Raw genomic sequence first — 15,128 nt, 5'->3', positions numbered from 1 at the left:
GCCTACTTCAGATCCAATCCGGCCAGTGCGGCGGCACCCATCTGCAGCAGGTCTTCTGCCACGCGCACGCCCAGGCGTTCGGCGCCGGGCACATCCAGTTCGGCGGTTGCCGAGGTGTGGCGCAACATGTCGGTGCCGTCGGGGGACGCCACCACAACGTTAAGCACCAAGTCGCCTTCAACCACGTGCGCGTACGCGCCGATGGGCGCGGCGCATCCGGCTTCGAGGCGGCGCAGCAGGGCACGTTCGGCGCTGACGGCGAGGCGGGTTTCATGGTGGTTTGCGGCAAGCAGGGCACGGCCGAGGGCACGCACCGGGCGCGCCACCTCGGGGTCGGCGAGCACTGCGGGGTCCGGGTTCTCGAATTCGCTTTCGCGCACTTCCAGGGCGAGCGCGCCCTGGCCGGGGGCGGGCAGCATGCGGGTGGGGTCAAGGTACTCGGTGATGAGTTCTTCCTTGCCCAGGCGCTTCAGTCCGGAGACGGCGAGCACCACGGCGTCACAGTCGCCACTGCGTTCGGTGCCTACACCGTGGTCGGCGCGTTCGGAGGTTTCAGCGTTCTGGCGGAGTACGACCTGCTTGCCGGCGTGCTCTTCCAGACCCTTCACGCGGCCGATGCGGGTGCCCACGTTACCGCGAATGTCCACGATTTCGAGGTCGGGGCGCAGGGCGCGCAGCTGGGCGGCGCGGCGGGGTGAGCCAGTGCCCACGCGGGAGCCTTCGGGCAGGGTGTCGACGGTCAGGCCGTCGCGTGCCACGAGGGCGTCGCGGGGGTCTTCACGCTTGAGGGTTGCGGCGACCACCAGGCCGGGGCAGGGTGCGGAGGGCAGGTCCTTGAGGGAGTGTACTGCCATGTCCACGCGGTTTTCTTCGGAGGCGTTCTCGCCGTCGAGCAGGCGCTGGCGCAGTGCCGCGGCGAATACGCCGGTGCCGCCGAGGGTTGCCAGGGGGCCGGTGAGCACGTCGCCTTCGGTTTTGACGGTGCGCAGGGTGAAGTCCACGACCTCGGCATCTGCGGCGCCGTGGTGTGCCTGGTGTTCGGTGTAGAGGGAGGTGACGGTTTCAGCGGCAATACGGCTTTGGGTCAGGGCGAGAGCAGACCCGCGGGTGCCCAAGATGTACTCGTGATGGCTCATATCTCTCCTTGTCGGTGATGTGTGTGATAGCCCGTAGGCGTGTGCGTTTCCCCCAGAGGCTGTGTGTTTGCGACGCTGTGTGTTTGTCTAAATTCTGGGGGTAGCCTGTAGGCACGTGCGCTCCGACCCGCCCGCACACCCCGGTGATGGGGTATTGGGGCGAGCCGGAGCTACAGGGGTGGCGTTAGTGGGAGCAGCATCCGCCGGAGCCGCATCCACCGGAGCGGCTGGCGGGTGCGTTCTCAGAAGCGCTGTCCTCAGCGCCGTCAGCATCGGCTGCGTACTCGGCGATGACCGGCTTCGGGGCACCTCGGCCGGGCTTGCAGCAGTCGGGTTCGCACTCGTCGAACCAGCCGTACTGACCGCTCGCGCTCGGGGCGAGGACGCTCTCACGTTCGGGGCGCAGGTCAGCTGAAACGCCGTTCTCCACGCGCTCCTCAATGAGGCGGCGCAGCGACTCCACGTACGCCGGATGCGTGCCTGGGGTGGGGGTGCGCACGGCAACCACGCCCAGGCGTTCGCAGGTGTCCAGCGCCTCGGTGTCCAGGTCCCACTTGACTTCCATGTGGTCGGAGACAAAGCCGAGAGGCACCAGCACGACGCCTTCCACGGGGGCTTCGCCGTCCTCCGCCGGGTTGGCGGGGGTGGGTAGCGCCTCCAGGGCGTCGTTGACGTCCGGTTCCAGCCACGGCATGGACGGCGGGCCGGAACGGGACTGATACACCAGCTCCCATTCGACGTTCTGCAGAAGCTGCGGGGCCTCATCGCGAACCAGCGAAAGCACGGCGCGAGCGACCTGCAGGTGCTTCTCCACGTAGGCGGAGCCGCCCTCGTAGTTCACGCCGCGCGGACCTGCCTCATTCGCCGCGGAGGTCGGCACCGAGTGGGTGCAGAACATGATGCGCAGGCGCGGGTTCAGCGAACCGCTATCGCGCGCGGCAAGCTGCTCACGCACCGTGGCGAGGCCGTCCTTCAGCCCGTCAGCGAAAGCGCGGGAGAAGCCGGGCACGTCAAAGAACTGACGGATCTTACCCACGTGCACGCGACCTTCCAGGCCGAGCTGCTCGATCGCCATACCGTAGTCCTCACGGTACTGGCGGCAGCTCGAGTAGCCGGGGTAGGCGCTGGTCGCCAGCACGAGCACGTTGCGGTGGCCGTTCTCGTAGGCTTCGGCGAGCACGTCCTTCACGTAGGGCTTCCAGTTGCGGTTCGCCCAGGTGATCGGGATGTGCGGGCCGCGCTCGGCGAGCGCCTGCTGCAGTGCGGCGAGCAGGGCACGGTTCTGCTCGTTAATGGGCGAGATGCCGCCGTTGGCGCGGTAGTGGGTGGCGACCTCTTCGAGGCGCTCATCCGGGATGCCGCGGCCAGCGGTTACGTTGCGCAGGAACGGGATGACGTCCTCCTGCCCCTCGGGGCCACCGAAGGAGGAGAGAATCACCAGGTCGTAGGGGCGTGCCTCTTCGGCACGGTCACGGGTGATGCTGCGTTCGCTTCGGTAGTCACCGAGGGTCTGCTCGTTGAGCGTGGCGGGGCCGTTGGAGGCGGTGTTCGCCGGGTCGGTGCGGTTGGGTACCACGTCGTCCGGCAGGAGCGTGCCGTTGAGGGTTACGCCGTTGTTCGGCTGATGGCTCACGCCAGAACCTCTGCTACTTCGTCTGCGCCGATGCGGCGGCCGGTGTAGAAGGGGGTGTCTTCGCGAACGTGCAGGCGTGCTTCAGTGTTGCGGAAGTGACGCATCAGGTCGACGAGGTCCACGAGTTCGGGTGCTTCGAGGGCGAGGACCCATTCGTAGTCGTTCAGGCCGAACGATGCGACGGTGTTTGCCAGAACCTGCGGGAAGTCGATGGCCTTCATACCGTGGTTCTTGAGCATTTCTGCACGTCGTTCGGGGTTCATGTAGTACCAGTCGTAGGAGCGTACGAAGGGGTAGACGCAGACCCAGGTTTCAGGTGCCTTGCCGCGTGCGTATGCGGGGGCGTGGTTGCGGGTGAACTCTGCTTCGCGGTGTACGCCCATGGTGGACCAGACGATGGTGGTGCCTGCGAACAGTGCGGTGCGGCGAATCTTGCGGACTGCTGCCTGCAGCTTTTCGGGGTTCTGGCCGTGGGTCCAAATCATGACGTCTGCGTTGTCGCGCATTGCGGAGACGTCGTAGATGCCGCGCAGGGTCACGCCGTCTGCTGCGAGCTGTTCTGCGACCTTCTCGAACTCGGCGCGTGCCTCGTCGGTGTTGGACTCTGCGGGGCGTGCGCCAGAGCGTGCGAACACGGTGTACAGGGCGTAGTGCAGGGTTTCGCCTTCTTCGCGGCCGCGGCGGTTCTCGTCAGCTGCGGAGTGCTGGACTGCGTAGCCCTTGGGTGCGCCGCCGTAGCCGTGGCCTGCGTGGGTGTAGCCGCCCTGGCCTGCGCCGTGTGCGCCGCCGTGGCCGTGTGCTGCGTGATCGTGAGACATTGTGTGTTCCTTTCTTCAGCGAGGGTTCGCTGTGCTGGAGGCGCGGCTTCCGTAGCTGCGCGTTTTCTCAATTTTTTGGTCTAGTTACTGGCTGAGCTGAGTTATTGGCTGAGCTTCTGCCGCCGCTGCGCCGTCTACTTGGCGGTTGCGACTTTCGGGGAGGTGACGCCTTCCCAGTCCTGTGCCGCGTGGTAGATGAGGCGGTCCATCTGCTCGTAGGTGTCTTTGACGGTTAAGACCAGGCCGGAGCCTGCCGCCCAGGAGCCGACGGTGCTGAGGGTTCCGAGTTCGCTGGCGCGTTCGCGGAATTCCTTGACTCGGTCGCGGTGGCCGGGGGTGGAGGCGGGCAGTACGCCGCGCCAACGCACCACGTCCGCGTCAACGAGGTTGCTGCGGGTGAGGGCTACATCCATCATGCGGCTTGCGTCGCGCAGGGCGAGGGTGATGAGCTGTTCGTCGGCGAGTGCCACTTCTGAGAAGCGGGCGTCTTCGCCGCCGCGGCCGTAGGAGAGGCGCACGACGTGGCGTCCGGGGCCTGCTGCCTCGGCGACCCACTGCCATTTGGCGGTGGCGTGGGTGAGTGCCTTGGCGCGTACGGCGGTGGCTTCTTCGGAGACGAGCAGGCCGGTGCCGCGGGGGTGCTTGTCCAGGGCGGGGGCATCAACGACGAGGGTGACGAGGGCGACTTCAGGGCCGGGCTCCAGGGCGGGTAGTGCGGTGGAGACGTGCGGTCCGATGAGTCGTGCCACGGTCGGGCCGTCGGTGGCGAGCACCAGGTAGTCGGCGTAGAGGGGGGTGTTTTCGCCGTCGGTGGTGTGGCGCTGGATGATGAACCACTGGCCGGTGGATTCGTCGCGGTCAACGGCGATGACGTCGAATCCGGTGACGATGCGAACGCCAGCGGCGTACAGGTCTTCGACGAGACGTTCGGACAGCTGGTTCATGCCGCCCACAATACCGGCGACCTGTGAGCCTGCGGGGGCTGCCGAACGGAAAGCGTGCGCTGCGGCGGCGAGGGAGCGGTGCTTGCGGAAGGCTTCGCGCAGACCGGGGATGGTCGCATCGACGTCGAGCTTGTCGGGGTGGGTGGAGTACACGCCGGAGACGACGGGTGCGACGAGGTTGTCGAGCACTTTCTGGCCCATGCGGATGCGCACGAGCTCACCGAGGGTCTTCGCGTTCTCGCCTGCGGAGACGGGCAGGAACTTGTCCACCTGGGCGCGGCGCAGACCGTTCTTACCGATGACGGGGATCAGCGACTTATCGTTCACATTGCCGGGGATGCCCATGATGCCGGTGCTGGGGGTGCGACGGGCGCCCTGCGGCAGGTACAGCCAGGAGCCGTAGGAGTTGGGGGTGACGATCTGGTCGCCCAGGCCGAGTTCCTTGACGAGGTCGCTGACAATGGGGCTGCGGGTTGCGAAGGATTCTGCGCCGGAGTCCAGCAGAAGGCCGCCAACTTCGTGGGCACCAACGGCACCGCCGAGGTGGTGACGCTGTTCGAGCAGGGTGACGCGCATACCGGCTGCGGCGAGGCGGCGTGCGGAGATCAGGCCGGAGGGGCCGCCACCGATAACGATGGCGGTGGGTGCCTTCTCGTTGCGGGTGAAAGCTCGTGCGTTCTGGGGCGCGGCGGAGGAACTGACCTGTGCGGTGCGGTGCGGTGCCTGGTTGGTGTGGCCCATGGTGGTTCTCCTTCGGTCTGTCTGCGGTGGAGTTGCCCATTGCGGTAACGGGTGTGGTGGTTGGTTCGGGGGGGGTAGGTGTTCGGTGCAGATGCCGGAGGGTGCCCGGCATCTGCGCTGTCTATTTATCGTTATTTATCCTATGCCTGCGCGGTGCGTTCGTGGATATATGCCACGAGGTCGGTGAGCACCTGCGGGTCGGTGGTCGGGGGTACGCCGTGGCCGAGGTTGACCACGTGCGAGGGGGCGGCGTTACCTTCTGCGAGGACCTCGTCTACGTGTGCGTAGAGGTTTTCGCTGCCTGCGGCGAGCAGTGCCGGGTCGATGTTGCCCTGCAGGGGTACGGCGCCATTGAGCAGGGTGTTCGCTGCCGAGAGCGGCAGGCGGTAGTCCACGCCGATGACGTCTGCGCCGGCTTCGTGCATGGCGGGTAGCAGGGCGGTGGTGCCGGTGCCGAAGTGGATACGCGGCACGCCGTATTCGCGCACCATATCGAGGGCAGTTGCGGAGTGTGCCTGCACGTAGCGGCGGTAGTCGCTTTCGCCGAGGGATCCTGCCCAGGAGTCGAAGAGCTGCACGGCGGATGCGCCCGCCTCGATCTGCGCGCGGAGGAACTGGCCTGCGGTGCGGGCTGCCCATTCGGCGAGTTCGTGCCAGGCGGCGGGGTCGGCGTGCATCATGGTGCGCGGGCGCAGGTGGTCGCGGGAGGGGCCGCCTTCGACCATGTATGCGGCGACGGTGAAGGGGGCTCCAGCGAAGCCGATGAGCGGGGTGTCGCCGAGCATTTCGACGGTTGCGGCGACGGCTTCGCGGATGGGGTCGAGGTCGCTGTCTTTGAGTTCGGGCAGGGCGCGCACCTCGTCGAGGGTGCGTACGGGCTGGTCGAGGACCGGGCCCCTACCGGGCACGATGTCGACGTTGACGCCCGCGAGCTTCATGGGGATGACGATGTCGGAGAAGAAGATGCCGGCGTCGACCTTGTGGCGGCGGACGGGCTGCACGGTGATTTCTGCGGCGAGCTCGGGGGTGAGGCATGCGTCCAGCATGGGGATGCCTTCGCGTACCTGGCGGTATTCGGGCAGGGAGCGGCCTGCCTGGCGCATGAACCAGACGGGTCGGTGGCTGGAGGGGCGGCCGGTGAGGGCGCGGAGCATGGGCGAGTCGGCGGCGGCGCCTGCGCGCAGGGGGTGGTTGGCGGGTAGGTGTGCGAGCTGTTCGTCGGTGAGCAGGGGTCGCTGGGTGTCAGTGGGGTGTGCGGGCAGGGAGGGTGCCTGTGCGGTGCCCTGTGCCGACGCGGGGGTGGTGTGCTGGTTTTCGCTCATAGTCTCTAGTGTGACAGGTTTATGTGGGCGTTTTTGCGACACTATGTCATGGTGACTCTTACCTAATGATGGCTTTCTTAGCAGTGAGGGACGCCTTAGTTCGTGCCTACTCTTCGTGCCCGCATCCCCCACCGCGCAGATTTTCTTGCCCCCTACGATGATGGAACTTAGGTTCTATGAGCTTTACAGGGGCTTAGTCGGCGTGGTTATGATTAGTCTCTAGTGAGTACTTATGCATTTGTGGCATCGCACCACACCGTTGATTTGACCACCGTCGCTGCGTTGAGCGCCGGTGCCTCTGGCGTACCCGATGTTCTGGCGGCGGATATCGCACGTCAACTCGGTGTTAAGGGTGCAGTAGTTCTTGCCACCTGTAACCGTCTTGAAATGTATGTTCAGCTGCACGTCTCTGCGCATGTGCACATGGTTCGTGAGCTGATTGTTAATTCGATTGCGCAAACCTCCGGCCTGGACAAGGAACTGGTCAATTCCAGCTTCGATGTGTACGCAGACGAGGAGGCGGCGCGCCACCTGCTGACGGTCGCCTCCGGCCTGGAGTCTGCCGTGGTTGGCGAGCGTGAAATCGCCGGTCAGGTACGCCGCGCCCTGGCTGCCGCGCAGGCGAAGGCTCAGGAGGAGGGCGTGGCTCTTCCCGGTGAGCTGGTGCAGCTGTTTGAGCATGCGGCGCATACGGCTCGTCAGGTAGGTCAGCACACGGCGCTTGGCGCCCAGGGCCGCTCGATTGTGTCTGTTGCCCTGGATCTTGCGGATGAGGTTGCCGAGAAGGACTGGTCGACCCGACGCGCCCTGATTTTTGGTACGGGCGCTTACGCGGGTGCAACCATTGCGGCGCTGCGCGAGCGCGGTTGCACCGATATTTGGGTCAATTCCCGTTCGGGTCGTGCCGCCGAGTTCGCGGCAAAGCGCGAGGTTTCTGCGGTGCCGGTGGACGGCATGGAGCAGGCCATGGCTTCTGCCGATGTCATTATTGGCTGCTCCGGCGGATCCGACCCGCTGCTTCCCGAGCAGATTCCGGGCGGCCACCACACGATCCTCGACCTGGCGCTTTCGCGTGACTTTGACCCCTCGGTCGCTGACCTGCCGAATGTTGAGCTGATTACCCTCGAGTCGGTGCGCCTTGCCGCCCCCGAGGAGACCGAGGAATCCGTGGCGACGGCTACGCGCATTGTGGAGTCTGAGCTGGCGGCGTTTGTGTCTCGTCAGCGTTCCCGCACGATTGACTCCGCGATTGTTGCGCTGCGTTCGCACACTATGGATGTGCTGGATTCTGAGCTGGAGAAGGTACGTAACCAGTTTGGTTGCGGTGCGGCGACGGAGCAGTTCGAGCTGGCGATGCGCCGCATGGTGAAGTCCCTGCTGCACACCCCGACGGTGCGCGCCAAGAAGCTGGCGTCGGAGGGCCGCGCAGAGGATTACGTGCAGGCGCTGGAGACCCTCTACGGCATTCAGGTGGAGGAGTCTTAGGAGTCTCCCCTCCCCTCTTCCCGGCATTTTTCACGCGCATTTTCACGCATCCGGCGGCGAGTATTTTATTAGCCCCCGGCGAAGTACCGCCTGTTCACGGTGCCGATGGGCGTATTCACGCTAGAGTAGATGCTAGATAAGACAGTTCCCATACCCGGCGCACGTTTGGCTGTGCCGGACTATTCTGCGAGGAGACTCATGGAAATCAAGATTGGCATTCGCCACATTGCTCGTGAAATTATTGTTGAGACTAGTGAGGCTAAGGAAATCCTCATGGAGAAGGTCTCGAAGGCTATTGAAGACGGCTCGCTGCTGCAGATTATGGATGATAAGGGCAACACCACCCTGATTTCTGGCGCTCAGATTGGCTACGTCGAGCTGGGTTCCGACGCTAAGCGTCACGTTGGTTTCGGTATCGGCGCCTAATTAGTTCGGTAGCTGTTTACCCTTTAGCTTGAGCTTTCCCCCGCATCCGTCACGATGCGTAACCGCGCTTTATGCGCCACGTGGTTACGCCGTGCCGAATGCGGGGTTTTGCGTTTTAAACCGCCTACACAAAAACCTCGCAGTACCCGGTTTTGAGGCGGTATATCGCCCATCACGGGCGCACACCACAACCGGTCGGGGGTGCGCCGAAAGCAAATCCAGGTTAATATTGAGGGGTTAAGTGAATGACCGGTCGTACCCCTTTCAAGACCCCGAGGCTGCACCGCCTTCTCATCATGAATGAACCTTGAGTAATAACCATGCGTGCAGGCGGCGTCTCGGTAAGAATTTCCCGTGTAAGAATTTCCCGCGGCCGGCTTTCGACGCCCGCCCGTCACCGCCTCCACCATTGAGGCGCTGGCTGGTACACCCCTTTTCGGGGAGAAACACACCCCGAGCAGGGGTAGAAAGATACGGTCCAGTGACTGAAACGAACACGCAGGAAACCACTCAGACTGCAAAGTCCTTCGCCGACTTTGGCGTTCGCCAGGATATTAGCGACGCCCTCGCGGCGGTTGGCATTACCTCCCCCTTCCCCATCCAGGAGCTGACTCTTCCCGTGGCTCTGTCTGGCCAGGACATCATTGGTCAGGCAAAGACCGGTACCGGCAAGACCCTCGGCTTCGGTCTGCCCACCATTCAGCGTGTGGTCGGCCGCGACGATGAGGGTTGGGCTGATTTGGAGTACCCCGGTGCACCTCAGGCACTGATTCTGGTTCCGACCCGTGAGCTTGCTATTCAGGTGGGTGAGGACCTGGCGATTGCCGCGAAGCTGCGCAACGCCCGCGTCGCCACCCTGTACGGTGGTGTGCCGATTGAGCCTCAGGCTGAGCTGCTGCGCCGCGGCCTGGAGGTTGCGGTGGGCACCCCCGGCCGCATTATCGACCTGTACCAGCAGGGCTTCCTGAACCTGAAGCAGGTTAAGATTGTGGTCCTCGATGAGGCAGACGAGATGCTGGATTTGGGTTTCCAGCCGTCGGTTGAGAAGATCCTCAGCTACCTGCCGGAGGACCGTCAGAGCATGCTGTTCTCCGCAACCATGCCCGGCCCGGTCATTGCAATGGCACGCCAGTATATGACCAAGCCCATGCGCATTAGCGCCGCTGACCCCGAGGACGCCTCGAAGACTAAAGCGTCGATCCGCCAGGTCGTCTACCGTGCACACCACCTGGACAAGGACGAGATGATTGGCCGCATTCTGCGCGCTACCGGCCGCGGCCGCACCGTCATCTTCACCAAGACCAAGCGTGACGCTGCCCGCGTGGCGGAGGAGCTGGTGAACCGTGGCTTCGCTGCCGCTCCCCTGCACGGTGACCTGAACCAGGTTGCGCGTGAGCAGGCGCTGAAGGCGTTCCGTACCGGCAAGGTCGACATTCTGGTTGCGACCGACGTGGCGGCTCGCGGTATTGACGTTGAAGACGTGACCCACGTGATTAACCACCGCGTGCCCGAGGATGAGAAGACTTACCTGCACCGTACCGGCCGTACCGGTCGTGCGGGCAATGAGGGTACCGCTGTGACCCTGGTTGACTGGGATGACCTGCCGCGTTGGAAGGTCATTAACGATGCCCTGGAGCTGGGCGTTCCGGAGCCGGTTGAGACCTACTCTTCCTCTGAGCACCTGTTCTACGACCTGAACATTCCGGCTGGCACTAAGGGCCGCCTGCCGCGCGAGGAGCGCGTGGCTGAGGGCATGGGCGATGAGTTCTTTGAGAGCGCCCGCGACTCGCGTGATGGCCGTCCGGCTCGTTCTCGCGGTGGCCGCGACGGTTCCCGTGAGGGTGGCCGTTCTGGCGGTCGTGACGGTGAGAAGGGTTCGCGCCGTTCTCGCGGTGGCCGTGACGGTGGCCGCGACGGTCGTTCCGGTGAGGGCCGCGGCGAGCGCCGTAGCCGTTCCGAGGGCCGCAAGCGCACTGAGCGTTCTTCTGAGCGTGCGGAGCGTAACGAGCAGGGCGCATCCGAGCGTGCGCCTCGTCAGCGTCGCCGTACCCGCCGTGTTGAGGGCCAGCCCGTGGAGAGTGAGGGCCGCCGCCGTACCCGCCGCCGTTCTGAAGGCTCGCGTGCTGAGGGTTCTCGTTCTGAGGGTTCTCGCGGTAAGGGCCGTGGCGCTGACCGTGCTGGTTCTGAAGGCTAGGGCCGGGGTTGGGTATTTCAGCATCCCCGGCGCCCGCCGCGCCCTCCCCTGCTGCTGAGGCGAACCGCACGGATTCGACGGTTTTCGATCCGCAGGGCCCGTCGCTGCTGGTGCAGGCAGATAACCTGGAGTATCTGCGTGAGCTACCCGATGGTGCGTTCACCGTGATATATATTGACCCGCCGTTCAATACGGGCAAGAAGCAGACGCGCCGCACGTTGAGCGCGGAGGCTTCTGAGAAGGGTGACCGCACCGGTTTTAAGGGCAAGAGCTATTCGAGCACCCTGCAGACTCTGGCGAGCTATAACGACTCGTTCGAGGATTATTGGGCGTTCCTAGCGCCGCGTATTGAGCAGGCGCATCGTCTGCTTGCGCAGGACGGCACCCTGTACCTGCACCTGGATTGGCGTGAGGTTCATTATGTGAAGATTATGTGCGACATGATTTTTGGTCGTGAGAACTTCATTAATGAGCTGATTTGGGCTTATGACTACGGTGCGAAGTCTACGCGCCGCTGGCCGACGAAGCACGACAATATTTTGGTGTACGCGAAGGATCACCGTAGCTATTACTTCAATACTGCGGAGGTTGATCGTGAACCGTATATGGCTCCCGGTTTGGTGACTGAGGAGAAGGCTTCTCGCGGTAAGCTCCCTACTGATGTGTGGTGGCATACTATTGTGTCGCCGACGGGTAAGGAGAAGACGGGGTATCCTACGCAGAAGCCTACGGGTTTGTTGCGTCGTATGATTGCGGCGAGTTCCCGCCCGGGTGATTGGGTGTTGGATTTCTTCGCTGGTTCTGGTTCTACGGGTGCGGCGGCAGCTCAGCTGGGTCGTAAGTTCGTGTGCGTGGATCAGAATCCGCCGGCTATTGAGGTGATGGCTAAGCGTCTGGGCGTGGATCCGGTGTCGTTCGCTGAGTATCGCGGTGTTCCGCGTGGGGCGAGTGTGTTGTTCACGCCGAAGCGTACGGTGGGTGTTCGTGGCGGCACAAGTCGTGATGCGTTGACGGCGGCGAGCCGTCATGCGCTGAAGGCTGTGTTGGATACGCTCACGGAGACTACGCAGCCGGTTGAGGGTGCGTCGTGCCGGTTTGTGCGTCACTGGTCGATGGATGCGGTGGATAAGAAGATGCGTATTGATGGGCGTGATGAGTTGCGTCGTCAGCGTCAGCATCAGGCGCGGGCTAAGGCTCGTGCGGCGCGGGCTCAGCGGGATGCGGTTGCTGCGGGTGCAGTGTTGCAGCATCATGCCTCGCGTGAGAGCGTCTAGGCTGTCTTGTCTGCGCGTTCGTGAGAGCACGTGTTAAGAGTGTGGGGCGGGTTCCCGATAAGGAACCCGCCCCACACTCTTTTGTTTTCACCTCATTGCATATTCTCTAAATCTCTACCTGAAGGTTAGGATTTTTGATACGCTGAGAACATTCTACTCATTGGGGTGTACAAAGATTGTGCCTCCCCTCTGTTCGTGAAGGAGCTATGATGCTTCGACAATTATTCGCCCGCCCCACGAAGCGGACCATCCAGGTTGGCGGCACGGTACTGCTGGCAGGTGCCATGGTGTGCGGTAGCGTGCCGGCATATTCTCTTGGTGTTCTGAAACCTCGCCAAGTGACCCCTATTGTGCAGCCCAATGAACCGGCGGTGACCTGTAACGACCGCGCAATCTACGAATATAAGTACCTTCCGAATGCTTATGTGACTTACAGTCGCAAGATTATCTACGACTGGGCTGAGTGCGTTGGTCTAATTTCTGAATACCAGAAGTATCAGCTAATCGAAGAAAACACCGTAATTTCCCGTGGCCAGTTTGTGGAGTATTTGTATCGTCTGTCGGGTTCTCCTGAGGTGAAGAATCTTCCGGCTCAGTCTCCGTATGGCGATATCAAGACGGATGATCCGCGTTTTCCTGTGGTGATGTGGGCTCGTGAGCGGGGCATTACCTGGGGTTGGAGTGATGGGAATTTCCATTACGATGCCCCCGCGAATGAAACGACGACAGTAATCATGGCATACCGCCTAGCTGGTAGTCCGGCGGTCAAGCTACCCGATATGAATCCTCCGAATGAGGAAGAGCCCTGGACCAAGCGGAACCCCAACCTTCCTTACGGCTCAGAGTTGCATCGGGCCTATGTTTGGTTGAAATACACTGGAGCCGGCTTTGATAAGAAGTACACTGGCTTCCACGAATCGGTTAGGTACCATGACGTCGCGAGCATGGACTCTGAAGGTCGACGAGTGAGCCAATGGACTTTCCAGGCAACATATGAACAGGCTTTTGAAGTATTGCGCATGGCAGATACTCGAGGCGTATTTTAAGAGATTATAAAAATAGTTTGGTCCCCTGCTCTTCTATGCAGGGGACCAAACTATTTTCTAGTTTTCTGTGGACTCATTCTCGGCTTTAGGGATTCTCGGCGCTACAAGCTTTCCCTCAAATTTAAAATTATTAATTTCGATCCTTAATAGCTCATAAAGCTCAGAGTTGATTTTAAGAACCCATTTATCCCCCATAATTTTCTTTTGGGCCGCAGTTCTGGTCTTATCACTCATCTGACAAGCATCGAAAGCATTTGCGCCAATAATACTAAGACGCTTTGCGCCACCTTCAAGATAGAACCCCCATTGTGCTGCGAGAGCCTTATCTAGTGGAAATTTATCCTCTGGCTTGTCACTATCTTCGTAAGGATTATCAGAGCGCACTCCTGTAAAGGTGCAGTCGCTAGCCCACGAGCTGATATACCAGTTCGCTGCCTCGTGGTTATGTGCTTTATCTGAGACTGCGTCATGCCAGCTGGAGGATTCACCGATACAACCCACATAGTTATTCCTCGGCATTAGGGCAAACCACCCGTGGCCGCCGTTCTCTTGAGCCGCACACCCCCTTTCTATCGCCAAGATACAGAGCAAACCGACACAGTTTCATTCTCTCCTTCAGCTTCAGTGCAATGTTAAAAATATTTAAAGCAATAGATTTTATATACCTCATTAATATGTTGAGGAAAATTAAAATATTTACGTAAAACTTGAAACGAATTTATGTAAAAATCATAAATTTTCTTGCAAAGAGAAGAAAAAGCGATACACACTAGAGATACCTTCTGCAGCGCAGCACGGTGCTACGTGCAGAAAGTATTCGCCCACTAACATCACTTCGTCGTGATGAAGGGCGAATAATTCACTCACCTCTAGGAGACATCGATGTCTGAATATCATGCGCCATCGCGGCGCGCCCTTTTGGCAGGAGGAGCTCTTGCCGCAACCACTGCAGGAGTCTCAGCTTTCTCCCCAGCCCATGCGGAGCAAGCAAACAAGACTGAAGAGTTCATGACTCGCGCCCCAGAATGGGTAAAAAATACCCAGAAGCGGCTAGACGAGTTCAATAAGCGTCTGCAATATCTCACGTACACTGATACTGCGAGGGAGTACACAGCCCATAATCTTGCGAAGAACGGCCTTCATGTTAATGTTCTGGATTACTGCGTAGACCCCACGGGCGGAGTGGACTGCACCGATCAGCTGAACAAGCTGGCAGAGCGCCTGTATTGGCTCGGTGGAGGGTCAATTGAGCTACCTGCCGGTATTTACAAGGTGTCGCACCCCTTCATTCACTTGCTCGATAAGGTGGAGTTTTTCGGGCATGGAATGTCTACCCGAATTATTGCGACGTCCACAGATGCGCTTACCAAGGCAGCGGGTACCTCTGATGAATGTTTCGGTGTTTTTCATACGGGAACTTATCAAAACCCGACATCTAATGCGACAGATAACCGTCCGATGCGTTTCGGAGTGCGTGATATGTGGATTCGCACGAGCCCCCAAAAAGGGCATATCAACGTACAGCAGCTTACGGATAATATGCATACTAGGGCACCTCTAGCCCATGTTGCAGGCATTATTCTACACACTGAGTTTACGGGTAAGCCTAATGACCCTGAAGCTGTCCCTTCCCTCTCTAACCTAGAAATTTGGGATGTAGATATGGGTGTTGCGATTTTGGGGCTTCATGACCGAGGTATGAAAGTCGATAAAATCCGTGTCCGCAAGTCTTTGCGCCAAGGCTTGCTGGTTGGCAAACCTGTCGGTCATCCGTTACGCCGCAAAGATGGCAATAATCCTGGTGGCGCAGATAATAAGTTCCTTACAGTAGATATTTCTGATGCCAACCTTTCAGGGAAAAACTACGCCGGAATTGAAATCTACGCCTCCCAATGCAAATTTTTTGGGTCAACCAGCTGGTACAACCGCCGATCCGTGCTACAAAATTCTATCTACGTAACGCGGAAAAAGGACCAGTCCGACGATCAATATACTGCCAAGACCGGTGCTGGATGGTATGTCGCCGGAACGCGTAACCTCTTTCAAGGATGCACGGCTCAAGAGAACGGTGGTCACGGATGGTTTGCCCTCATGCCGAGGAATAACTAT

Annotated in this window: 12 protein-coding genes; 6 read left to right on the top strand and 6 right to left on the bottom strand. The window is 60.8% G+C overall.

Annotation, left to right across the window (positions count from 1 at the left end; all coding sequences use genetic code 11):
• Positions 1-2: 2 nt before the first annotated feature.
• The 5 genes from HMPREF2605_RS03060 to hemE all read right to left on the bottom strand — a co-directional run bounded on the left by HMPREF2605_RS03060 (position 3) and on the right by hemE (position 6,594).
• The gene (locus tag HMPREF2605_RS03060) at positions 3-1,136 is read right to left on the bottom strand and encodes a hydroxymethylbilane synthase (protein ID WP_070846875.1); all 1,134 of its coding nucleotides are present in this window, start codon (positions 1,134-1,136) and stop codon (positions 3-5) included.
• Positions 1,137-1,320: 184 nt separating this feature from the next.
• Positions 1,321-2,769, bottom strand: a complete 1,449-nt coding sequence (locus HMPREF2605_RS03055; protein ID WP_070846874.1) for a ferrochelatase — start codon at positions 2,767-2,769, stop codon at positions 1,321-1,323.
• On the bottom strand, positions 2,766-3,587 hold the full coding sequence (hemQ, locus tag HMPREF2605_RS03050) for a hydrogen peroxide-dependent heme synthase (RefSeq protein ID WP_005508519.1): 822 nt from the start codon (positions 3,585-3,587) through the stop codon (positions 2,766-2,768). The genes HMPREF2605_RS03055 and hemQ overlap by 4 nt, the downstream gene beginning before the upstream one ends.
• A 134-nt stretch (positions 3,588-3,721) precedes the next feature.
• Positions 3,722-5,272, bottom strand: coding sequence for a protoporphyrinogen oxidase (hemG, locus tag HMPREF2605_RS03045; protein WP_070846873.1), 1,551 nt, complete (start codon positions 5,270-5,272; stop codon positions 3,722-3,724).
• Between the two features lie 140 nt (positions 5,273-5,412).
• On the bottom strand, positions 5,413-6,594 hold the full coding sequence (hemE, locus tag HMPREF2605_RS03040; RefSeq protein WP_070846872.1) for a uroporphyrinogen decarboxylase: 1,182 nt from the start codon (positions 6,592-6,594) through the stop codon (positions 5,413-5,415).
• A 222-nt stretch (positions 6,595-6,816) separates the two neighbouring features.
• Between hemE and HMPREF2605_RS03035 the strand changes: the two genes are divergently transcribed.
• The 5 genes from HMPREF2605_RS03035 to HMPREF2605_RS03015 all read left to right on the top strand — a co-directional run bounded on the left by HMPREF2605_RS03035 (position 6,817) and on the right by HMPREF2605_RS03015 (position 13,019).
• Complete coding sequence (locus HMPREF2605_RS03035) at positions 6,817-8,079, top strand: glutamyl-tRNA reductase (RefSeq protein WP_070629882.1); 1,263 nt, start codon at positions 6,817-6,819, stop codon at positions 8,077-8,079.
• A 198-nt stretch (positions 8,080-8,277) separates the two neighbouring features.
• On the top strand, positions 8,278-8,505 hold the full coding sequence (locus tag HMPREF2605_RS03030) for a DUF3107 domain-containing protein (RefSeq protein ID WP_070507618.1): 228 nt from the start codon (positions 8,278-8,280) through the stop codon (positions 8,503-8,505).
• A gap of 481 nt (positions 8,506-8,986) precedes the next feature.
• Positions 8,987-10,699: a DEAD/DEAH box helicase gene (locus HMPREF2605_RS03025; protein ID WP_070846871.1), complete on the top strand. Its 1,713-nt coding sequence runs from the start codon at positions 8,987-8,989 to the stop codon at positions 10,697-10,699.
• A gap of 8 nt (positions 10,700-10,707) precedes the next feature.
• A complete protein-coding gene (locus tag HMPREF2605_RS03020; RefSeq protein WP_070846870.1) occupies positions 10,708-11,973 on the top strand; it encodes a DNA-methyltransferase in 1,266 nt (421 codons plus the stop codon).
• 206 nt (positions 11,974-12,179) lie between these two features.
• Positions 12,180-13,019 carry an S-layer homology domain-containing protein gene (locus tag HMPREF2605_RS03015; RefSeq protein ID WP_246828155.1) on the top strand — a complete coding sequence of 280 codons (840 nt, stop codon included), beginning with the start codon at positions 12,180-12,182 and terminating at the stop codon, positions 13,017-13,019.
• A gap of 57 nt (positions 13,020-13,076) precedes the next feature.
• Here HMPREF2605_RS03015 and HMPREF2605_RS03010 read toward each other — a convergent pair whose 3' ends face one another.
• Positions 13,077-13,538 carry a hypothetical protein gene (locus tag HMPREF2605_RS03010; protein ID WP_239663303.1) on the bottom strand — a complete coding sequence of 154 codons (462 nt, stop codon included), beginning with the start codon at positions 13,536-13,538 and terminating at the stop codon, positions 13,077-13,079.
• 363 nt (positions 13,539-13,901) lie between these two features.
• On the opposite strand from HMPREF2605_RS03010, the gene HMPREF2605_RS03005 reads away from it, so the two are divergent.
• The coding region (locus HMPREF2605_RS03005) for a transcriptional initiation protein Tat (RefSeq protein WP_070846869.1) at positions 13,902-15,128 on the top strand (1,227 nt) is incomplete at its 3' end.

This window comes from Rothia sp. HMSC065C03, assembly GCF_001837295.1.
In the GTDB taxonomy this organism is placed as follows: Bacteria; Actinomycetota; Actinomycetes; order Actinomycetales; family Micrococcaceae; genus Rothia.
Note: the sequence above shows the minus strand (reverse complement) of the source record. Positions and strands in the feature narration are given on the sequence as shown.

Excerpts from the sequence above, each read along its gene's own strand:
- HMPREF2605_RS03015 (WP_246828155.1), top strand. The coding sequence starts at position 12,180 with ATGATGCTTCGACAATTATTCGCCCGCCCCACGAAGCGGACCATCCAG.
- HMPREF2605_RS03060 (WP_070846875.1), bottom strand. The coding sequence starts at position 1,136 with ATGAGCCATCACGAGTACATCTTGGGCACCCGCGGGTCTGCTCTCGCC.
- HMPREF2605_RS03030 (WP_070507618.1), top strand. The coding sequence starts at position 8,278 with ATGGAAATCAAGATTGGCATTCGCCACATTGCTCGTGAAATTATTGTT.
- hemG (WP_070846873.1), bottom strand. The coding sequence starts at position 5,272 with ATGGGCCACACCAACCAGGCACCGCACCGCACCGCACAGGTCAGTTCC.
- hemQ (WP_005508519.1), bottom strand. The coding sequence starts at position 3,587 with ATGTCTCACGATCACGCAGCACACGGCCACGGCGGCGCACACGGCGCA.
- HMPREF2605_RS03010 (WP_239663303.1), bottom strand. The coding sequence starts at position 13,538 with ATGCCGAGGAATAACTATGTGGGTTGTATCGGTGAATCCTCCAGCTGG.
- hemE (WP_070846872.1), bottom strand. The coding sequence starts at position 6,594 with ATGAGCGAAAACCAGCACACCACCCCCGCGTCGGCACAGGGCACCGCA.